Below are 20,705 nucleotides of genomic sequence, written 5' to 3' on the forward strand. Positions count from 1 at the left end.
AGCAAGCAACATATAAAAAAAGAGTAGGGGTTGAACAAAATGAAAAAAATGACTTTCCTTCTGCTGATTGCAAGCTTGATCTTGCTATCCGCATGCTCCAGCAATTCCGAGAAAGCAGCGACTACCACAGATTCAGGCAAAAAAGAAATCACCGTCTGGGCTTGGGACCCGAACTTTAATATCGCAGCCCTGAAGCTGGCAAAAGATCGCTACGTTGCCAAACATCCAGATGTAACCGTAAACATTGTTGAATATGCTCAAAACGATATCGTACAAAAAATGAATGCCGGTCTTAACTCCGGTTCTACCAAAGGACTGCCGAACGTGGTTCTGATCGAGGATTATCGGGCACAGAACTTCCTGCAAGCCTATCCCGATTCTTTCCATGATATGAGCAGCACGATCAAAGCAACCGACTTCGCTGATTATAAAATCGGACCAACTAGCTACAACGGCAAGCAGTATGGTGTTCCATTCGACTCCGGTGTTATGGGACTGTATGTAAGAACGGATTATCTGGAACAAGCCGGCTACAAAGTATCGGACCTGACTAATATTGATTGGGACAAATTTATTGAAATTGGTAAAGCCGTAAAACAAAAAACAGGCAAAGAAATGCTGACTCAAGATCCAAATGACCTCGGTCTGATCCGTGGTATGATCCAAACTGCAGGTTCATGGTACCTGAAAGAAGACGGTAAAACACCAAACCTGGCTGGTAATCCAGCTCTGAAAGAAGCGCTCTTGACGTACAAATCCTTGTTCGACGCTAACATTGTCAAAATGAATGCCGACTGGAGTCAGTTCCTGGCCGCATTCAACAGCGGTGCAGTTGCTTCCGTACCTACAGGTAACTGGATTACACCTTCGATTAAAGCAGAAGCTTCGCAATCGGGTAAATGGGCCGTTGTTCCTTTCCCTAAGCTGAAAAATATACCTGAATCCGTGAATGCTTCCAGCCTCGGCGGCAGCTCCTGGTATGTCCTTAACTCGGACGGTCAAGATACCGCTGCTGATTTCCTGAAAGAGACATTCGGAACAGATCAAGAGCTGTATCAAGATATGCTGAGCAAAATTGGAATTGTCGGTTCATTGAACGCAGCTTCCAGCGGTAAAGCTTATGACGTGGAAGATCCGTACTTCGGAGGCGACAAAGTATATAAGAAATTTGCAGAATGGACTAAGCAAGTTCCAAAAGTCAATTATGGCCTGCACACGTATGCCATTGAGGATATCATGACCGTTGAAATTCAAAACTATCTGAACGGAAAAGATGTAGACGCAGTTCTGAAAGATGCTCAAGGACAGGCGGAAGCACAGCTTAAATAAGACAGTCCATCTAGCCAAGGCTAAACAATAAAACGATAAGCACTTAAAACCTTGGGCTTGCGAGTTCAAGGTTTTATTGCTGCACAGGGAGTTGACATGGTATGAAGACAGCCGCGCCCAAAATAACTACAACACGTCTCAAAGCAGGTATGACAGGATGGTTGTTCATATCCATCGCAGTGATCATGATCGCCGCTTTTTATTTCTATCCGATGATTCAGGCGCTTATCTTGTCCTTTAAGACAGGTACAGGGTCTAATCTGAGCTTTAACGGCATTGATAACTACAAGCGACTCTTCACCGATAAAATGTTTATAACCGCCGTGAAGAATACGTTTATCTATTTAATTTTCCAGGTACCTTTGATGGTCATTCTGGCTCTGTTCATTTCGGTATTGTTGAATGATAAAAACCTGAAATTCAAGGGCTTTTTCCGCACAGCTATCTTCTTGCCGTGTATCACATCCCTTGTAGCATATTCGGTTGTCTTCAAGTACTTGTTCTCGTCTGACGGTCTGGTAAACTCCTTATTGCTGAATCTGCACGTGATTGGCACGCCCATCCAATGGATTACAGATCCTTTCTGGGCCAAGGTTACGATTATTATCGCGATCACATGGCGCTGGACTGGTTATAATATGATCTTTTACCTATCCGGTCTTCAGAACATTGACAGTTCCATCTACGAAGCGGCCCGTATTGACGGAGCTTCCCCTATCCGACAGTTTTTCAGCATTACAGTTCCACTGCTTAAGCCGATTATCCTGTTCACTTCGATTACATCAACGATTGGTACACTCCAACTCTTCGATGAAATTATGAATATTACCAAGGGTGGGCCAGGGAACGCGACATCTTCAATTTCGCAATATATTTACAATCTGTCCTTCAAATATTCATCCGACTTTGGTTATGCGGCGACCGTATCTTATTCCATCGTCATTATGATCATTATCTTGTCGATTATCCAGTTCAAAGTGGCAGGTGAGAAAAAATGATGAAAACAAAAAGAGCATTTACGTACGCCTTTCTGATCCTTGTGTCGTTCGTTTCGATTTTCCCGTTCCTCTGGATGCTATCCAGCTCCACGAACCTGTCGGTCGATGTGACCAAAGGCAAGCTTCTGCCTGGCTCCCATTTGATGGATAACATGCACAATTTGCTTGAAAAAGTAGACATCGTTACCGCACTAAGTAACTCTGCAAAAGTCTCCATCTCAACTACGCTGCTGGCTATGCTAATCGCATCACTGGCCGGTTATGGCTTTGAAATTTACAGAAGTAAAGCGAAAGACGTTGTCTTCAATATCCTGCTGATGTCTATGATGATTCCGTTTGCGGCGATCATGATCCCGCTCTACCGGATGTTCGGCGGTATTTCTAATGTCATACCGTGGATCGGTATTGATACACTCTCTTCTGTCGTCATTCCGACCGTAACTACGGCGTTCCTGATCTTCTTTTTCCGTCAAAGCACCAAGATGTTTCCAAAGGATCTACTGGAAGCAGGTCGTATGGATGGATTATCCGAGCTGGGTCTGTTCTTCCGGGTGTATATGCCTACGATGAAAACAACCTATGCCGCTGCCGCAATCATCACATTCATGTCCAGCTGGAACAACTACCTCTGGCCTCTGATTGTGCTGCAAACGCCGGAGAATCAAACGATTCCGCTGTTGATCTCGAACCTTGGCTCCAGCTATGCACCGGATTACGGTGTCATCATGATCGCCATTGTCCTGTCCACACTGCCGACTGCACTGGTATTCTTCCTGATGCAGAAACACTTTGTAGCGGGCATGGTGGGTTCGGTTAAATAACAGACTTCTGTGTACGATCTTCAGTTCATTTTAAAAATAAGGAGTGTTCGCCTTGACCATCCATACCCCTAGTCTGGACTGGCTGACCGACGTAACCAAATTTGCTGTACATCGGCTGCCCGCCTATTCCGATCACAAATATTACGCTACGCTTCAGGAAGCGGAGCAGCAAGCTGATATGGCTTGGCGTCATAGCCTGAATGGGAGCTGGAAGTTTAACTATGCAACGAATCCAGCCAGCCGTCCGGTAGAGTTCTATGCCCCTGGCTTTGAGTATGGCGGCTGGAGCGATATTCAGGTACCGGGTCACATTCAGACGCAAGGCTTTGGCCAAATGCAGTACGTGAATACGATGTATCCATGGGACGGACATTCGGACGTTCGTCCACCCCATATTCCGGAGGACCACAACCCGGTCGGGAGCTATATCAAAAGCTTTGTTTTGCCGGAAAATATGGCTTCGGGCGCGCAGCCTGTGTTCATTTCCTTCCAAGGCGTCGAGTCGGCTTTCTATGTATGGCTGAACGGACAATTTGTCGGTTACAGCGAGGACAGCTTTACACCGTCTGATTTTGAACTGACACCGTTCCTGCAAGCAGGCGAAAACAAGCTGGCAGTAGAGGTATATCAAAGAAGTACGGGAGCGTGGCTGGAGGATCAGGACTTTTGGCGTTTTTCCGGTATTTTCAGAGACGTATATCTCTATACCATCCCTACTCTTCACGTACGTGACCTACATGCCAAAGCGGATCTGGATGCTTCCTACACGCAGGGCCTTCTGGAGCTGAAATTGACCTTGGAAAAGCCGGCAACGGCCTATGCAACTGTCGATGTGAAAGATGCTGCCGGCCATGTTGTAGCTTCTTTGAAAGCTGACTTTACTGATGGCACAGCTTCGCTGTCAGCAGCCTTGGAGCAAGTGCAGCGCTGGAGCGCGGAGAAACCTTATTTGTACACGTTGTTCATTCAAATTTATGATGCCAGTGGATCGCTCGTGGAAGTCATTCCACAAAAAATTGGCTTCCGTAAATTTGAGCTGATAAACAAGGTCATGCATTTGAACGGCAAACGCATCGTCTTTAAAGGTGTGAACCGCCATGAATTTAACGCTCGCACCGGACGTGCGATTTCCCGTGAAGATATGCTGTGGGATATCCGGACGCTCAAGCAGAACAATATGAACGCTGTTCGTACCTCTCATTATCCAAATCAGACTCTGTGGTATGAGCTATGCGATGAGTACGGGGTCTATGTAATTGATGAAATGAACTTGGAAACACACGGTTCCTGGCAAAAACTCGGCGCCGTCGAGCCATCGTGGAATATTCCCGCCAATCTGCCTGAGTGGCAGGATATCGTCATGGATCGCGCCATTTCCATGCTGGAACGGGACAAAAACCATGCGTCCATTCTGATTTGGTCCTGCGGCAATGAGTCATATGCAGGTGAAGTGCTGCGCAATGTAGCCAACTATTTCCGAGCCACCGACCCGAGCCGTTTGGTACACTACGAAGGCGTGTTTCACAACCGTACGTACGATGATACCAGCGATATGGAGAGCCGGATGTACGCCAAACCCGCAGATATCGAGCAATATCTAAACGACAATCCGCAAAAGCCGTATATCAGTTGCGAATACATGCATGCGATGGGCAATTCCGTAGGCGGCATGCACAAGTATACAGAGCTGGAGAACAAATATGAGCTGTATCAGGGCGGTTTTATATGGGATTATATTGATCAGGCTGTTATGAAAAAAGATCGCTACGGACGCGAGTACCTCGCGATCGGCGGCGACTTTGACGACCGTGCCACAGACTATGGCTTCTGTACGGACGGAATTGTCTATGCGGACCGGAAGGTTTCGCCGAAGATGCAGGAGGTCAAATTCCTGTATCAAAATCTGAAGCTCACCCCGGATACCAAAGGTGTAACCATTCGCAATGAAAGCCTGTTCGAGGGAACGGGCGACTATGAGCTAGTATACAGTCTACTGCATGAAGGCCAAGAAATCGCACGTAATGCCATTCATGTAGATGTGGCGGCTCAGACCGAAGCGTATATTCCATTGACGTTCCCAAGCACAGACAAGAAGCCTGGGGAATATGTCATTCACACGGCGCTCGTATTGAAGGAAGCGACGCTCTGGGCTGAGGCTGGGCATGAAGTAGCCTTCGGACAACATATTTTCATTGTGGAAGATCCAAATCCGCTGAGAGCTCCTACAGGTGGAGCCCTACGAGTGGTGCATGGCGATGTTAACATTGGCGTTCACGGTGCAGATTTCAGTATCATGTTCTCCAAAGGAGCAGGCAGCCTGACTTCACTTCGCTACGCCGGACGTGAGATGATCGCCATGCCTCCTGCCCCATTGTTCTGGCGGGCGTCCACAGACAATGATCGGGGAACTGCTCTGGGCTTTGAAGCCGGTGGCTGGTTCGCTGCAAGTCTGACACGTAAATGCGTGGACATTCAGGTCACGGAAGAGCAGACAGACCGTGTAACCGTTACATTCCGCTACACGCTGAGCATCCATGCAGACGTACAGATAACGGTAACCTACACCGTCTTTGCCGATGGCAGTCTGAACGTAAAATCAACTTATGAAGGCGTCTCAGGACTGCCTAACCTGCCGATCTTTGCTCTTTCGTTCAAGGTTCCGGCGGACTACCGCCATCTGGACTGGTACGCGATGGGACCGGAAGAGAATTACATCGACCGTGCCTTTGGCGCGAGACTAGGCGTATTCCACAACGAAGCTGCGGATAACGTATCCGGGTATGTCGTACCGCAGGAATCCGGCAACCGTACAGGCGTGCGCCGTGTCGATATTACCGACGATTCTCAGCGTGGTATTCGCATTACTGCTCCTGCCACCGCACCTGTGGAATGCAATATTTCACCGTACACAGCGTTCGAGCTGGAAAGCGCCTACCATCTGTATGAGCTGCCAAACGTCTACTACACCGTTGTTACCGTAGCCGGCAAGCAAATGGGCGTAGGCGGCGACGATAGCTGGGGAGCTCCGGTACATGAAGAATACCAAATTACAGCCGATCAAAAGCTGGAATTCGAATTTACCGTGCAACGAGTATAAATAAGCACGCTCACTGTATAGACAAGTAGGTATAACAAAAGCCCTTCCGCTGCTTCCCTCATGAGAAGCTAAAGCTGGAAGGGCTTTTGTATTTACGTATCTGCAGAATAGGCAGCGATGGCCATATCTATTTCAAAAAAACTTCAATATCACGTCCAGGATCGCTGTACTTGTAGATGCCAGGATTTAGTTCCAATTTTCCGTCTAATTCAATGTTTTTGTAACGGTCAACATTAACTCCTGTGGATACCATGCCCTTCGCAATGATCTCAGGCACTACTTCTTTGCCGTTAATTCGCATCGTTGTTTGGTTGACGCCTTTGAAGCCAGGGGAACCGGATTTCGATTCGACAATCAAGTCTTTTCCCTCTGTATAGTATGTGAAATCAATTTGATAACCGTCCGCATTAAGCTCAGCGAACTGTTTTTCTTCCTTAGGTTTATGAAGAGTGATCCAATTCTTAGACGTATCACGTTTCTCGATGACAGCATCTTTCAATATAAGTTTCATTGGAACATCAGACCAGTCCTTATACCACTCTGGAGATTCAAATTGATATAAGTGTTGATAATTTTCAGGACCAGCTCCTTTAATATTCCACCCTCCGTTAATTTTTTTATCACCTATAACCAGCTGAGCTGTTTTATAATGAACAATTCCTTTTTTAAGTGAATCACGCTCTGTTACTAGAATTTCAATATCCAAGGGGGTAACAATCAGTTGGTCTAAGGTAGTGCCTGTATTTTCTTGGAATTCAGCGCTGCTATGCAGCTTCTTGGAATAAATCGCTTCACTTGCTTTTTTTCCATCCGCTTCAAATTCGAACTTCCAAGTACCTTCAATTCTTTTTGCTTCCTCAATGTAACAAAAATGAAGGTTTGCCTTTTTCCAATCTTGTGCAGTCATGTTGAATACCTGCTCAATATGCAAGTCTGGGCTGTCGCTAGGTAGAATGGTTGGGATGGCGTCTATCTCTTTGTCGCCCACTTTCATTACCAAATGCGGGTTCCCACGTCCTAAATCGGATGGAGCTGCAGCAACTCTAAAGCGGACAACAGTCTTGTTGTTGGTTTGTCGAACGGATTCTATATAAATGTTAGGATACTGCTTGGTCCCGGTAACGAGGGTATCCCCGGCTTGATGATCCGTCTTTAAAGGAATATCCTGATTACGATAAAAAATTAGATTCTGTGCCTCAAGTGTGTAATCTTTTTTACGATCCTTTAAAGTATCGATAGTTTCATAAATGCCAAGGAGTTTCTGGCTTTTAGGATCGTAATTTAAATATCCGTGTGCTTGTTCCTTGGTATCAGAATTGCTAGTTACCATAGTTTTCTCTATAGCAAACCCAATATAACTGGTTGGATCGGTTCCTGGATCCAGAGAGATAAGCATTTTCATTTTTTCGCCATCCGTTACAACACCGTTCAAATTCATCGTAATGCCTGCACTGGATGCTTTTAGATCATACCGCTGGCCAATATCGTTATTTAGCGCATTGGTTACACTACGTCCGCCTATTCTATCCCAATTGATAGTCACACTAGCGAATACAGGGATGGCGACGAGCAGAAAACATGAGAATACGATACTCGCTGGAACAACTTTTGCTCTATGCATAGGTGCTTCCTGTGACTGTTGCAAAGTTGCTTTTCGTTTGGTTGCTTCCTGTTCTATATTTACCCACATTGCATCATATTCAGGTTGAGGAATGTTCTGTTCATTTTCAAAATACCGACTCACTGCTACTCATCTCCTTTACTTGGGATATCACCATTTTTTTTAGCAGTTTAAGCCCCCGATTTAATCTAGATTTAGCTGTTCCTTCGGGTATATTTATAACTCTAGAGATCTCCGGCACAGTCAATTCGTTTACATAACGAAGGACCACGACCATTCGAATTTTATCTGGAAGCTTGTTATATAGCTTGTGTAGCTCTGTCTTAGTTTCTTGATGATATAAGCTCTCTTCCACCGGATTAAATGAATGAGGGCGTGACAATAAAAAAGTTCGTATTTCCTTCATCAGTCCAGTTTTCCGCCTTCTAAGCACATTGCTGCACTCATTAGAAGCAATTCGTAAAATCCATGATTTGAGATCTTGTACTCTGGACCTGTCGGCCAAAAGTGCTTTGACAAACACTTCCTGGCAAACATCTTCTGCATCTGCTTGATTTTGCATCAAATAATAACAAAAATAATATATCTGCTCCTTATATAGTTCAAACAGCTCTCGATCAGTCATATACGTGCACCTCCCTTGTTGTGGTCTCATCTATTAAGACTAATAACGGAGTACAATCGTTCATTTACATCGAAAAAAGGCGGCCCTATATAGGACCACCTACAAACCTACTGTGCCATATGCTCAATTCACTGCTTTTATCAATCAAAAAACCACCCTGCTCTAACCGCCATCATTTGCCCTAAATCAGCATGAGTCTGCCGCACCGGGCTAGCTCGTAGCAAGATTGACATATGTGTTCGAGAAATCAAGGTTCTTCAAGTCTCTTTGATCGATCAAAAATTCCAAATACCCTGCGTCCCACCAGCACATACCAACCTCGTCCAAAGAAGAGACCGAGAGCAGAACATGCCAATTTTCCGAAGCCTGATCGTGCTTTTCCCGATTCGTCTGATATTCTTGCAGCTGAGGCAACACCTCGGATCGTAAATGCTCCGCATAATCCGTACTTCCCCTATGCATAGCTTGCTCGATTTCCTTATGGATCTGACTCTCACTCTTATGCCAGTTAAACAGAAGACCCTCCAGCCCGTTTCGGCGTAGATAAGCATCCCGCCGGGTGTTCCCTGCAAAAGATTGATGCTGACCCCACACCGTGTCACTTTGTTCACAAACAAGCTCATACAGCTCTTCATACTGATCTACAAGAACATCTCCTAGCTCACCCTCCGACCGCAGGGTAACAATCGGCTGAAAAGAAATTGCACAAGATGTGAAATCCCTGTCCTCGGCACATATTTCAACCTTCCCAGTCGGTGGCAAGGTTTTCTTCAAAGCGCTGCTGTCACCGTTATAGTAAAAGATTTTATGGTCAATATCATAGGCGGGCTCATCCAGCCCAAGAAAAAAGTAAAGTATGCCCTGATGAGGCAATCCCTCAAATGGTGAAAAAGGTAGCTCGCCCAAATTAATTTGAGCAATAAACGTATAATATTCTCCGTCTGAATCACACGGCCACTCCATCGTGGGTGGCAGATCTGGATAGCCGGCGATCCGACTATTTCCAATGTGTTCGTAATTTTCCTCATGCTCCACATGAAATTGTATAGCAGCTTGAGCTTCCTGATGAATCTCTTCTTTTAAATCTTCATCCAGTGAATGCCCTTCCAGTATTCGAGTCAGTTCATCCTTTAATAGTGGTTGTAGCATCTCGCTCGCCCCTTTTCATGAAGTAATAATATAGCCTGCAACCATTTAAACCCTTACCCCAGATTACCAAATAAAAGCCTGACAATCTATTTTTCTAGCAGATATAAGTTGAATTAAAAAGTATATGTTTATATACCCTGAAACCATGTATAATTGTTATAACAGTTGAATAGTATAATAAGGAGGATAAAGAGATGGGTAAGGTGATTGGAATGGAACGTAAAATTACTAAATTCGGAAATAGCTTAGGGATTACTATGACAGAAGCCATTAAGCAGCTCGGACTGGGCCAAGGAGATACAGTTCAGGTTGAAGTAGATCACAAGAGCGGACAAATCATTATACAAAAATCGAACAAAATAACTCTGCCCTCAGGGTTAAGTGATGATTTTCTTGAAAATCTTTCTCAAGTAATGGATTCATATGACGAAACCCTTAAAGGACTTAAGGATAGATGAGCAGCATTCGTTTCTTAACCATTCAAGAAGTTATAGCTATTAATGTCGCTATGATTGAAAGATACAGCAAAGGCGAACAAATCGGCGTCAAAGATACCAGTCTACTTGAGTCTGCTGTTCTACGTCCTCAATCATCAGCTTTTAGTGAAGATGCGTACCCCACAATATTCAGCAAAGCCGCTGCATTATTCGAATCCCTAGGGCAAAACCATCCTTTTCACAATGCAAACAAGCGAACAGCTTTTACTGCATTACTCATTTTTTTGCGCTACAATGGCTTTCAATTTAAAATGGATCAGAAAGCAGCCGAAGACTTTACTGTAGATATGGTTAATCATAAATTTTCGTTGAATCAGCTGGCTTTATTAATCGAGCTCCACTCTTCCAAACTACATGTGTGAACCTAAAAAAGAGATCACGAATGATCTCTTTTTTAGGTTCAATGGTAATCATTGCTCTTGACTGCAAGCACCTGACGGGCGATTAGCATAAAGGCATCAAAGGAATGGCAATGCTTTAATCGTTCCAGCGTCTCTTCCTGGCGGATCAGTTCTACAAACAAATCATAAATCCCCATGGCCTGTTCGTAGTCCTCTTTGCAGATTGAAAGCAGGAATACCACATGAACCTCATGGTTGGCATCCCAAGGAATCGGATTTTCCAGCAAGCACACGCTTACGACCGTTCGGTTAGAGCTTAGCTCCAGGGGATGGGGGATGGCCATCCCTCGATCTAGGGCAGTAGAGCCCAGCTTCTCTCTTTCTTTGACTGCTGGCAAAAACTTGTCGGTCACCACTCCTTTTTGCTTTAAAATACCACTCATTTCTTCAATCAGGGCATCTTTGCTCGGCTGATCGGATCGGGTCATAAACCATTGCTTGTCAAAATACCGTAGCAGTGAAGTTTCCTGTTCCTCATCGCTGGCCCGTACCATCCGCGTCATTGTCTCCATATCCCGTTCCGAAGGAATCGGGCTAATCACCGCGGACGGTTTATCCTTACGCTGCTGTAAGTGAATGGTCGAAACGACGAGGTCCTCATCGACGGTGGACATCTCCTCGTATTCCCGAAGTGAAACCACTCGGGATACATCCAGCTCAGCGAACAGCGAACGCAGCCTGGATTCTAGAATCCGGGCGGTTCCGTAGCCGGAGCCGCACACCAGCAACACGGTTTTGCGACGCCGATGAGGGATATTGTATTTGCGTTCCAATGCAGCCCCGATATGAAGTGCCAAATAACCGATTTCGTTATCGTTGATGTCGTACGGAAACGATTTTTGTAGTTCTTTTACCGCACCAACTGTGATTTCATAGGCAAGCGGATAATACTTGCGAATATGTCCAAGCAGTGGATTACGCATGTTCATACCATGCTCCAGCCGGGTCAGCATTGGCTTCAAATGTACAAATAAATCCTTGGACAGCCGTTCATCGTCACGCAAGTCATAGGTAAAGCGTTCGTAGACGAATGCCAACATCCCGCGCACTGCCAAAAAGAGACGGTCAGATTGGAGGCGCTCCCACTCGGTTTCGGCCATCTTTTTGCTGACGACATGCAGCAGAACATAATCGAACTCTCCTTCTGGACAGGTGATGCCAAAGGCCTCTTCCATCTCCCTCAGCATGGCGCTAGCCAATTCAATATCCCGCGGACTGCCCACCACCGCCTCAAAGCGTTCTAAACCATGTCCTTCCTTCACTCGCAGCACCATGACCGCCAAATGAGTGATGAGATCTTTCAGCGCCAAATCAGCCATTTTGGTCCCAACGCTCCGCAAATGCTTTAGAATAATTGTCCGGATCTGCGGTAGATCCAATCCTTGAAACAGCTGTTGTTGTTCCAAGGGCATGTCGCTGCGTTGTCCCTCTTCATCGCGGACGTCAGCATATTCAGCCAGGCAGTAACGAATACTCTTTTCTTCCCCAATCACCTTTACACCATGTCCCGGCTTGGTGCGCAGAGTAAGGCTATAATCCTCCAGAATCCGACGGATGATTTTAGAATCATTATTCATCGTGGCCCGGCTAATATACAGCTCATCGGCGAGATCCTCCATCTTCACGTATTCCCTCGCATTCAGCAGCTTGAACAGCTCATACCGTATGCGCTCTTCTGGAGCCCCCGGTAGCTGCTGACTTACTTCTGTTTCTTCCTGACTTTCATCCGCAAAAAAATGGTATTTCTCACGGTCATCAACCCTAATCGTATAGCCGCTACCCCTCTTGGATTCCAGATATGCTCCATATTCATTCAGCATACTGTCCAGCTTCTTAAGATCATCGCGGATGGTCCGCTCTGTTACCTCCAGCCGCTCAGCGAGCGCTTTGGTGGTCCAAGACCAGCCTTGATCATTTCCACTGACGAGCTGGTACAGCTTTTTCAAGCGTTTGTAGGGAAAAATCATGTAGATATAAGACCTCCTTTCCGATAAACCGTATTTTACTTCCACGTTAGTTCAATTCCGGGGTTACCAGTACCGTTAACAGCTTGCAATGCTGCAATTCCGGCAATTGTGCACCTTCCGTATCGGACGAAACCAATGTTTCTCCCTTCGAACGCTCATCCAGCGAAACCAACTCGTAATGGGCCGATTCGCTGTATGTGATATGTGCAGTCGCATTTTTCTCTAAATAAGGATTAAATACACGGACGATATAACCATCACTATGCTCTGCTTTCTTGAATGCACTCAAGATTACATTGGAATCCTTGCTAAAAGATAACAGGCTATAGTTTTGCTCAAATATTCTTTCTTCGTCTCGGAAGGCAAAAATTAAACGGCCGTTCAGAAAATCAGACAACTGGTAGCTGGACAATGGTGTTAAATATTCCTTGGCCGCTTGAGCAATGCCCGCCTCATCAAACCCGGACTCGTGGACATGTAGAGCAAACGTAAATGTAAGCTCACCGAGCAGCTGTGCATCTGGCGTTTCTACGATCTTTTCTCCTGAGGCACGACCCGGGCGGTATAGCAGATTCTCCTTGCCCATATAACCAAAAGTGCGGAATAACGTCAGCGCTATTGTATCATGTTCATGCCCAATGACTTCATATTCCCTTACTCCTTCAGTCATCACGGCTACCCCATGGGAACCATCGTTTAATGCAACATAGCTTTGCATAGCTTCAATGGTGATCGGCTTTTCCGTCCACTGCTCCCGTTCCCATACCTTTACTTCCTCCAGCGTAGTTGGACGGGCAATGACTCCGAACGGCTGATCTGCAATAGATAGCTTAGAGGCAATCCCAGTATCAAATAGCACCCGCAGACGGTGACTCAGCACTCGGTTGTCCACATCCACCGAGAAGCGTATCAGGCGTTCACCTTTCCGCAAGGACACCGATGCCTGGAGTGGCAACTCAGCTGAAGTCCCAGCAGCGGAACGCTCATTTAAATCATACGGAACCTTCAGTTTCATCCGAAGGGACAATTCTTCGGATACCGTACTTTTGGATGTTATTGTCTCCACATCAGCACCCAGCGAAGAAACTGTAAGATCACGTTCCGGTGGAGAATAGTTGTAGGAATCTCCGTCATCTCCGTTTTCCTCGAACACCATCTGATCTGAGTACACACGTCCCGAAATTTTATCCGTGATGCTTAATGCCCCGTTCTCCTGTACGGCTATGCTATAGAATTCATTTTCAATATGTTTTCCGTTGCTACGTTCTACTGTTGTATCCCCTGTTGCACTAAAATCAAATATAATTTGTGTGTACCCCATAGCAGGTACTTCCTGAAGCTCCACCAACAGCTTGGCACGGAATACACGCTCAGGCAGGTACACCTTTTTGCTCGGATTCAGATCAATATGCTGACCGAGCACGTAGTCTGTTTGTTCCACTTTCTCGGTAATCGTATACAAAAGCTGCTGACCGTTCGTATCCCGAATGACAAAGCTTCCTTCCGGCAAGTAAGCATCAATTTCTGTCACTCCCTTGCGCGGGTAAGGCAACGTATTAAAGATGGTGAAGGCAAAAGTCTCCTCCTGCTTAATCTTCGACGCGATCAGTCGCTTGTGCAGCTCCAATACATTCTCCGCGATATCCCGCGCCTGCTTATAACGAAAAGCCACATCCCGATTCGTCGTATCACTATTGCATCCACCAATGCTGTCGTGGGCTGCATTTTCAAACAAGAGCTTCCATATATCCTTCACGATATAATGTGGATATTCATGCCCAAGTGCATGGCTGATCGACAGTACAGGCTCCAGCGTGTTCACGATTAAATGTTCAATCTCGTTATTTTGCTGCTTAAGGTCAGCTCGTGTGGAAAAAATCGACTTATGAATACGCATATGCTTGGCTTCCATAAGCTCTCCTTCCAGTACAGGAAGGTCGTTGCTGTCCTTTTCAATCTCTTCAAGGAAACGTTCCGGCTCATTCATCACATATTCCCGTTCCGGGTCCAGCTCGTTGAATGTGCGAATCAATTCTGGCAAGTTCAGGCGGATAGGTGCTTGGTCGAAGCCGTTGGGAAAATAAACATGGCGGGTAGACGCTTTTTCTTCCAGCGCACCGATCTGGCTGTCGAGATACGCCTCAAGTTCTCCCGCTTCCTCTGGAATATTCCCACCATAGTAGTAGCCAAACGGCATCTGTACCGCAAACACCTGACTGCCATCCGACCCCTTCCACAAAAACTCGGTTTTAGGATTCGTATTATCGGCTACCCCGCGCCAGAATAGAAAATGCCGAATACCGAACTCCTGATAAATCTGCGGCATCTGCGCCGACTGGCCGAAGGCATCCGGCACATAACCGACCTTCATGGCATGACCATATTTCTGCGCCGTTTCCATACCGTAATACAGATTACGGACCATCGATTCACCGGAAATCACCAATTGATCCGTCTGCGTATACCACGGCCCGGTCATCAGGCGTTTATCGCTTACCAGACGGCGAATGCGCTCTTCATCCTCCGGGCACCAGCGGGTATAATCGTCAAGCAAGGACCCTTGGGCATCCAAAAGATAGTATTTAAAACCGTCCCCATTCTCCAACGCATCCAATACTTCTTTCACATGCTTCACCAAGTAGACTTTGGATCTGGAAGTGGTAAAATACCATTCTCGATCCCAGTGAGTATGTGGTATGACATGCACTTTCGTACGGCTCATATCTCGTTCTCCCTCCATGCTGTCTATTCTTTATCTAGTGATATTTAGTCAAATACAAGCTCAATGTCTTCTCCATTTTTCTTAACAGAGGCCTCTTTCGTTTCAGCCTGCTGCTGTTCTTCCTCACGGAAATTGACGAGCAAGGTTCCTGCCACAATGATTAATGCGCCTGTAACCCCTCCAGCCAGATATGCAAACGGAGTACCTACGGAGATGGCGCCATACAAACCGCCAATTGGAGGCATGATGACATGTGCGCCCAGCAAAGCCGTCAATGCTGCACCTGCTGCGCAGGCAATCATATTCAATGGAATCAGCTTGGCAGGGTTACGCAGTGTAAACGGGATAGCCCCTTCCGTAATTCCGATAATGCCCATGATCACGGAGCCTTTTCCAGCTTCCCGATATGTTTTGGAAAAGCGATGTTTCAGAATTAGGGTTGCAATTCCATAGCCTAGCGGTGGAATACAGATGGCAATGTTTACGAAAATATTGGGTAAATACACACCCGACAGGAATAACGCATTTCCCGCCATCCAGGCAGCTTTATTGACGGGACCCCCAAGATCGAACCCAATCATGGCTCCCAAAATTAAGGCTAGCGCCAAGGTGCTGGTTCCGCTCTCACTCATATGCTTAATCCAGTTGACCAGTCCTTCATTAATCGCGCTCAACGGCCCACCCAGGATGACGGACATGAGAATCCCGGTTAAGCCTACCGTAATGAGCGGCAAAATAATTAGCGGAACAGAACCTGCGGCCGGACCTGTGATTTTCACTTTGTTTTTCACCCAGAGGGTGACATACCCCGCGAAAAAACCTGCAACAAGAGCGCCCAAGAATCCCGCATTCGTCTCCTGTGCCAGCACGCCGCCAATCAGCCCTGCAGCAAGTGCAGGCTTGTCGGCAATTGAATAGGCGATATACCCAGCCAGAACCATGTTTAGCAGTCCAATTCCGCGCCAGCCTACATTTTCGACTAAGTATAAAATATGAAGAAATCCACTTTTGTCAGCATATGGACCAAAGTCAGTGACACCCATTGTCAGACCGATAATTTTACACACGGCAACAATCAAGGAGCCTGCAATAATAACCGGAAGCAGGTAAGAAATACCTGTCATCAGATGCTTTTTAGCTTCACTCAGCCATTTTTTCATCATGTTCTCCCCCATCATGAATACTACTGTTATTCAAAGGCTCATCGGATATCATTCAGATCATCTACGCTGCTGATTGTCCGTGTTGCCTCCCTAATCTTATTTTTGAGCAGAGATGGCCTCCACCGCTTTGGTAAGAACCGCTTCCGCATTGTTGACCGCATGACCGATTTTAACGCGAACGATTCTTTTATCTTCAAAACGCTCTGCATCCTTCACTGTCTGATCCGAGGCAATCAGTACAAAATCCGCCGCTGCAATGTCTTCCTCCGTAAGTTTGTTCACTTGGCCTAGTGCGCCTTGCTGCTCCACTTTAATATGGTGACCGAGCTGTGCCGCTGCTTTTTCCAGTGCTTTTGCCGCCATTGGAGTATGAGCCAACCCTGCGATACAGGATGTAACGCTTACAATTTTCATTATGACACCAACCCTTCTGTATACTGTTCCAGCAAATGATACACGTCGCCGCTGCTATTGGCACCCGCTACCGCCTCTTTAAAGGAATCCTCTAAGAGCAGGGTTGCGAGCGAGGAAATAATTTGTAAATGGGATACATCCACGGACCCTTTAGGCACCAAAATACTAAAAATATACTGGACAGGCTTGCCATCATGAGAGGCCCAGTCAATGCTATGTTCCAATCGGATCACGAGGACTGCTGGTCTGGTGACCACTTCGCTCTGCGTATGAGGTATGGCAAACTGATCCTGAAGCCCTGTCGAATATACTTTTTCCCTCTCCCACAAATCCTGCACCAGTTGCTCCCTATGGACGGTGACACCCAGCTTTTCAGCCTCTTGAGCAATAAACTCAAACACAGCCGATTTGGTCTCCAGCTTCTCATCCAAATAAATCTGTTCTCTAGTAATCATGGTGGATGTCTCTCCTCCCTTCTATCTATAGGTGAAACGCTTACAAGTTTATTTTAGCCGACTCTTCCTCCATGTTTTATCTATAAAATTTCCCTATCCAAGCGGAAATGCACTAGACATTGTTCATAAATGTTTTGTGATAGGCATTCCGGTATTGGGAAGGAGTCATGTGGGCTCTCTTTTTGAACAAACGCATAAAATACTTCTCATCGGTATATCCTGCCTCTTCGGCAACCTGCTTAATGCTCATATCTGTACGCGAAATCAACTCTTTGGCTTTGTTAATGCGAATACTATGAATGAACTCCAGGGGACGCATGCCTGTATTTTGCTTGAACAAACGAGAGATATAATCCTTGTTGTAATTGAATTTTCGGGCTAAATCCGTCACAGTCAACGGCTCTTCAGCATGAATTCGAGTCCACTCGATAATTTTGTTAAAACTCACATTCCCCTGTGAACTGACAGGATTGGAAAGCAAGCGGCTAAGCGCCAGTTCAGATATCTCGATCAGTAACGAGGTGAACAAATAATTTGCACTGTGATACGTAAGGTAATGTGAGTTGGCTACATGCAAAATCTGATTGACGATAATATGAATCCGATCTCCGTTGTCTGCCTGTACACATTGCGGTAAATAGATATCACGCATCACACCGTGACGCTGCAAAAGCTCATCCATAGCACTTGTTTCCTGCTTCATTTCTTCATTAGATAATACATTCGGGGTCGTGGGAACATCGAAATGAAACCAATAAAATTTCACGCCTGGCAATGACTCCCGATATCCTTTATGCGTACGACCGGGGTACAGCAATAGAATATCTCCCTCGCCTACTTCAAAATCTTCCCGTTCCTCCCGTATATATACCGTCTCTTGGACACCCAGGATCAGCTCAAAATTCTCAATGGAACGACTCATATGCTTCCAAGGTACCTCGTTAACAAACTCGCCTGCCGAGATCAGTTGAATCGGAGCATCTACATTTACTTTTAGATAGGTCATGTTATCGCCTCTTTAGATTCATGTTCGGATTTGTCCACCCATTGTATGGTTAAGCTACTGACATACCGCGATTGCAATGCTAATGTAGTGGAGAAATATACACTTTCATCTTAGCTAAGGAGCGATGATTTTGAAAGCTAAAGCTTTTGACTTGCATAAAGTAAGAATTGATTCCGGCCCACTTTTACATGCGATGGAACTGAATACGGCCTATCTGCTGAGTTTGGAACCCGACCGTTTATTATCGCGCTTTCGTGAATATGCGGGACTGGAGCCCAAAGCGGCTCACTATGAAGGCTGGGAAGCGCGTGGCATCAGCGGACATACACTCGGTCACTACCTGTCCGGCTGTGCACTGATGTTTGCCTCCACAGGCGACGAAAGACTGTTGGAACGTGTGAACTATGTGGTCGACGAACTGGAAATATGCCAAAACAGTCATGGAAACGGATACATTTCCGGCATTCCACGTGGGAAAGAGATTTTTGAGGAAGTAAAAGCCGGAGATATCCGCTCCCAGGGCTTTGATCTAAACGGCGGCTGGGTGCCGCTATATACCATGCACAAGCTTTTTGCGGGCTTGCGTGATGCACATCTGCTGGCGCATCATCCCAAGGCCCTGTCTATAGAAATCAAACTCGGCAACTGGCTGGAGGATGTACTTCAAGGGCTGGACGATGATCAGGTGCAGCAGGTGCTGCATTGCGAGTTTGGCGGTATGAACGAGGTGCTGACCGATCTGGCGGAGCATTCAGGAGAAGAACGCTTTTTGAGCCTGGCGGAACGCTTTTATCACGGAGAGGTGCTCAATGATCTCGCAGATAGCCAAGATACGCTGGTAGGGCGACATGCCAATACGCAAATTCCCAAAATCATTGGCGCTGCACGGCAATTTGAAATGACGGGCAAACCGCAATATGCGGACCTGTCTCGCTTTTTCTGGGATCGGGTTGTTCACAAGCATTCCTACGTGATCGGCGGCAATAGTTATAATGAACATTTTGGTGAACCCGGGAAGCTGAATGACCGCTTGGGCGAAGGTACCTGTGAAACCTGTAACACCTACAATATGCTGAAATTAACAAGACATATGTTCGAGTGGGACGCCTATGCAGCCTATGCCGACTACTATGAACGAGCCATGTTCAATCATATCCTGGCTTCACAGCAGCCTGTCGATGGACGTGTGTGCTATTTTGTATCACTGGAAATGGGTGGACACAAGTCCTTTAATTCTCAATATGAGGATTTCACATGCTGTGTGGGGTCCGGTATGGAAAGCCACTCCATGTACGGCACTGCGATTTATTTTCACACGCCAGAAACGATCTATGTCAATCAATATGTCCCTTCTACCGTGTCATGGGACGAGATGGGCGTACAGCTCAAACAAGACACTCTCTTTCCGCAAAATGGACGGGGAACGCTACGCGTCATCAGCAAGGAGCCCAAATCCTTCGCGATCAAGCTAAGATGCCCGCATTGGGCAGAGCAAGGGATGATGATTAAAATCAACGGGGAAGAGTACGTCACAGAGGCTTGTCCTACCAGCTACGTTGTAATTGAACGGGAATGGAACAATGGGGATACGATCGAGTATGACATTCCTATGACCGTGAGAGTCGAGGAAATGCCGGATAATCCACGCCGAATTGCTTTTATGTATGGGCCGCTAGTGCTGGCTGGGGACCTTGGTCCTGTTGAGCAGGAATCCAACGAAGAACGTCTGCTTGCGTCTGTTCTGATCGGAGCGACCGACTCATTGACAACGAAGCTGATTGCTGACGGGAACGAGCCTAATACATTCCATACGACCAACTTAGGCTATATCGGAGACTTGAAGCTTCGTCCGTTTTATCAAATGTATGATCGTTCATATACCGTCTATTGGGATCTCTTTTCCCAGGAGGAATGGGCAGCAACAGAGGCAGAATATCGTACCGCGTTAGCGTATCAGCTAGAGCTGGAACGACTTACAGTGGACGTTGTGCAGCCTGCCGAAATGCAGCCTGAACGGGATCATGCCTTTACTGGAGAGCATGTAGGTTTGGGGTCCATCTACAACCGCAAATATCGCGACACCTGGCCTGGGGGCTGGTTCTCTTTTGTCATGAAGGTGCTTTCGGATGAGCCTGTCCAATTGGCGGTCACTTATTTGAAGGACTTGAGCCGTCCTCATAGTGACTTTGACATCACTGCGGATGGTCAGATTTTAGGGGAAGGCAAGCTGGAGTCTGAGGAAATGAATAAATTCGAAACGTTCACCTATGAGCTTCCTCTATCTGTGACGAGCCAGAAGAATGAAGTGACGATTCAATTCACAGCCCATCCACAAGGTAAAGTGGCGAAAGTAGCTGGATTACGAGTGATTAGACACTCTATTGTATGATCAAATTATCTATATAAATCTACTATTTCGCCTACTCCGTTTTGATGTTCG

At 46.3% G+C, this 20,705-nt stretch carries 16 protein-coding genes; 7 read left to right on the forward strand and 9 right to left on the reverse strand.

What is annotated here, in order from left to right:
• Window positions 1-39: 39 nt before the first annotated feature.
• The 4 genes from NLX82_RS23395 to lacZ all read left to right on the forward strand — a co-directional run bounded on the left by NLX82_RS23395 (window position 40) and on the right by lacZ (window position 6,245).
• On the forward strand, window positions 40-1,329 hold the full coding sequence (locus NLX82_RS23395; protein WP_071559485.1) for an ABC transporter substrate-binding protein: 1,290 nt from the start codon (window positions 40-42) through the stop codon (window positions 1,327-1,329).
• 101 nt (window positions 1,330-1,430) lie between these two features.
• Window positions 1,431-2,327: a carbohydrate ABC transporter permease gene (locus tag NLX82_RS23400; protein WP_013308301.1), complete on the forward strand. Its 897-nt coding sequence runs from the start codon at window positions 1,431-1,433 to the stop codon at window positions 2,325-2,327.
• Entirely contained in the window at window positions 2,324-3,148 is an 825-nt protein-coding gene (locus NLX82_RS23405) for a carbohydrate ABC transporter permease (protein WP_028541902.1), read from the forward strand. Before NLX82_RS23400 ends, NLX82_RS23405 begins: the two co-directional genes overlap by 4 nt.
• A gap of 52 nt (window positions 3,149-3,200) precedes the next feature.
• A complete protein-coding gene (gene lacZ, locus NLX82_RS23410) occupies window positions 3,201-6,245 on the forward strand; it encodes a beta-galactosidase, LacZ type (RefSeq protein ID WP_254349135.1) in 3,045 nt (1,014 codons plus the stop codon).
• A 127-nt stretch (window positions 6,246-6,372) separates the two neighbouring features.
• On the opposite strand, the gene NLX82_RS23415 is transcribed toward lacZ, so the two are convergent.
• The 3 genes from NLX82_RS23415 to NLX82_RS23425 all read right to left on the reverse strand — a co-directional run bounded on the left by NLX82_RS23415 (window position 6,373) and on the right by NLX82_RS23425 (window position 9,640).
• Window positions 6,373-7,989: a DUF4179 domain-containing protein gene (locus NLX82_RS23415; RefSeq protein ID WP_254349136.1), complete on the reverse strand. Its 1,617-nt coding sequence runs from the start codon at window positions 7,987-7,989 to the stop codon at window positions 6,373-6,375.
• Window positions 7,973-8,491: an RNA polymerase sigma factor gene (locus NLX82_RS23420; protein WP_160788531.1), complete on the reverse strand. Its 519-nt coding sequence runs from the start codon at window positions 8,489-8,491 to the stop codon at window positions 7,973-7,975. The genes NLX82_RS23415 and NLX82_RS23420 overlap by 17 nt, the downstream gene beginning before the upstream one ends.
• A gap of 210 nt (window positions 8,492-8,701) precedes the next feature.
• Window positions 8,702-9,640 carry a YwqG family protein gene (locus NLX82_RS23425; RefSeq protein ID WP_254349137.1) on the reverse strand — a complete coding sequence of 313 codons (939 nt, stop codon included), beginning with the start codon at window positions 9,638-9,640 and terminating at the stop codon, window positions 8,702-8,704.
• 194 nt (window positions 9,641-9,834) lie between these two features.
• On the opposite strand from NLX82_RS23425, the gene NLX82_RS23430 reads away from it, so the two are divergent.
• Both NLX82_RS23430 and NLX82_RS23435 read left to right on the forward strand, forming a co-directional pair.
• Window positions 9,835-10,098 (forward strand): AbrB/MazE/SpoVT family DNA-binding domain-containing protein, encoded by a 264-nt coding sequence (locus NLX82_RS23430; protein WP_013308294.1) that lies wholly within the window; start codon window positions 9,835-9,837, stop codon window positions 10,096-10,098.
• Window positions 10,095-10,499, forward strand: a complete 405-nt coding sequence (locus NLX82_RS23435) for a type II toxin-antitoxin system death-on-curing family toxin (RefSeq protein WP_023986534.1) — start codon at window positions 10,095-10,097, stop codon at window positions 10,497-10,499. Before NLX82_RS23430 ends, NLX82_RS23435 begins: the two co-directional genes overlap by 4 nt.
• Window positions 10,500-10,537: 38 nt before the next feature.
• Here NLX82_RS23435 and NLX82_RS23440 read toward each other — a convergent pair whose 3' ends face one another.
• The 6 genes from NLX82_RS23440 to NLX82_RS23465 all read right to left on the reverse strand — a co-directional run bounded on the left by NLX82_RS23440 (window position 10,538) and on the right by NLX82_RS23465 (window position 18,265).
• Complete coding sequence (locus NLX82_RS23440; protein ID WP_068938364.1) at window positions 10,538-12,505, reverse strand: BglG family transcription antiterminator; 1,968 nt, start codon at window positions 12,503-12,505, stop codon at window positions 10,538-10,540.
• A 46-nt stretch (window positions 12,506-12,551) separates the two neighbouring features.
• Window positions 12,552-15,227, reverse strand: a complete 2,676-nt coding sequence (gene mngB, locus NLX82_RS23445; protein WP_254349138.1) for a mannosylglycerate hydrolase — start codon at window positions 15,225-15,227, stop codon at window positions 12,552-12,554.
• A gap of 44 nt (window positions 15,228-15,271) precedes the next feature.
• Window positions 15,272-16,387: a PTS fructose transporter subunit IIC gene (locus tag NLX82_RS23450; RefSeq protein ID WP_023986531.1), complete on the reverse strand. Its 1,116-nt coding sequence runs from the start codon at window positions 16,385-16,387 to the stop codon at window positions 15,272-15,274.
• Window positions 16,388-16,486: 99 nt separating this feature from the next.
• A complete protein-coding gene (locus NLX82_RS23455) occupies window positions 16,487-16,804 on the reverse strand; it encodes a PTS fructose transporter subunit IIB (protein ID WP_023986530.1) in 318 nt (105 codons plus the stop codon).
• Window positions 16,804-17,259: a PTS sugar transporter subunit IIA gene (locus NLX82_RS23460; protein ID WP_025718799.1), complete on the reverse strand. Its 456-nt coding sequence runs from the start codon at window positions 17,257-17,259 to the stop codon at window positions 16,804-16,806. Before NLX82_RS23460 ends, NLX82_RS23455 begins: the two co-directional genes overlap by 1 nt.
• Before the next feature lie 112 nt (window positions 17,260-17,371).
• On the reverse strand, window positions 17,372-18,265 hold the full coding sequence (locus NLX82_RS23465) for an AraC family transcriptional regulator (RefSeq protein ID WP_254349139.1): 894 nt from the start codon (window positions 18,263-18,265) through the stop codon (window positions 17,372-17,374).
• Window positions 18,266-18,395: 130 nt separating this feature from the next.
• Here NLX82_RS23465 and NLX82_RS23470 point away from each other — a divergent pair, with 130 nt between their 5' ends.
• Complete coding sequence (locus tag NLX82_RS23470; RefSeq protein ID WP_254349140.1) at window positions 18,396-20,654, forward strand: glycoside hydrolase family 127 protein; 2,259 nt, start codon at window positions 18,396-18,398, stop codon at window positions 20,652-20,654.
• Window positions 20,655-20,705: the final 51 nt, after the last annotated feature.

Source organism: Paenibacillus sp. A3M_27_13 (assembly GCF_024213315.1).
Lineage (GTDB): Bacteria > Bacillota > Bacilli > Paenibacillales > Paenibacillaceae > Paenibacillus > Paenibacillus polymyxa_B.

Bases quoted from the DNA above. Each gene is read 5' to 3' on its own strand.
- NLX82_RS23395 (WP_071559485.1), top strand. From the start codon at position 40: ATGAAAAAAATGACTTTCCTTCTGCTGATTGCAAGCTTGATCTTGCTA.
- NLX82_RS23400 (WP_013308301.1), top strand. From the start codon at position 1,431: ATGAAGACAGCCGCGCCCAAAATAACTACAACACGTCTCAAAGCAGGT.
- NLX82_RS23405 (WP_028541902.1), top strand. From the start codon at position 2,324: ATGATGAAAACAAAAAGAGCATTTACGTACGCCTTTCTGATCCTTGTG.
- NLX82_RS23420 (WP_160788531.1), bottom strand. From the start codon at position 8,491: ATGACTGATCGAGAGCTGTTTGAACTATATAAGGAGCAGATATATTAT.
- NLX82_RS23425 (WP_254349137.1), bottom strand. From the start codon at position 9,640: ATGCTACAACCACTATTAAAGGATGAACTGACTCGAATACTGGAAGGG.
- NLX82_RS23430 (WP_013308294.1), top strand. From the start codon at position 9,835: ATGGGTAAGGTGATTGGAATGGAACGTAAAATTACTAAATTCGGAAAT.
- NLX82_RS23435 (WP_023986534.1), top strand. From the start codon at position 10,095: ATGAGCAGCATTCGTTTCTTAACCATTCAAGAAGTTATAGCTATTAAT.
- NLX82_RS23440 (WP_068938364.1), bottom strand. From the start codon at position 12,505: ATGATTTTTCCCTACAAACGCTTGAAAAAGCTGTACCAGCTCGTCAGT.
- mngB (WP_254349138.1), bottom strand. From the start codon at position 15,227: ATGAGCCGTACGAAAGTGCATGTCATACCACATACTCACTGGGATCGA.
- NLX82_RS23450 (WP_023986531.1), bottom strand. From the start codon at position 16,387: ATGAAAAAATGGCTGAGTGAAGCTAAAAAGCATCTGATGACAGGTATT.
- NLX82_RS23455 (WP_023986530.1), bottom strand. From the start codon at position 16,804: ATGAAAATTGTAAGCGTTACATCCTGTATCGCAGGGTTGGCTCATACT.
- NLX82_RS23460 (WP_025718799.1), bottom strand. From the start codon at position 17,259: ATGATTACTAGAGAACAGATTTATTTGGATGAGAAGCTGGAGACCAAA.
- NLX82_RS23465 (WP_254349139.1), bottom strand. From the start codon at position 18,265: ATGACCTATCTAAAAGTAAATGTAGATGCTCCGATTCAACTGATCTCG.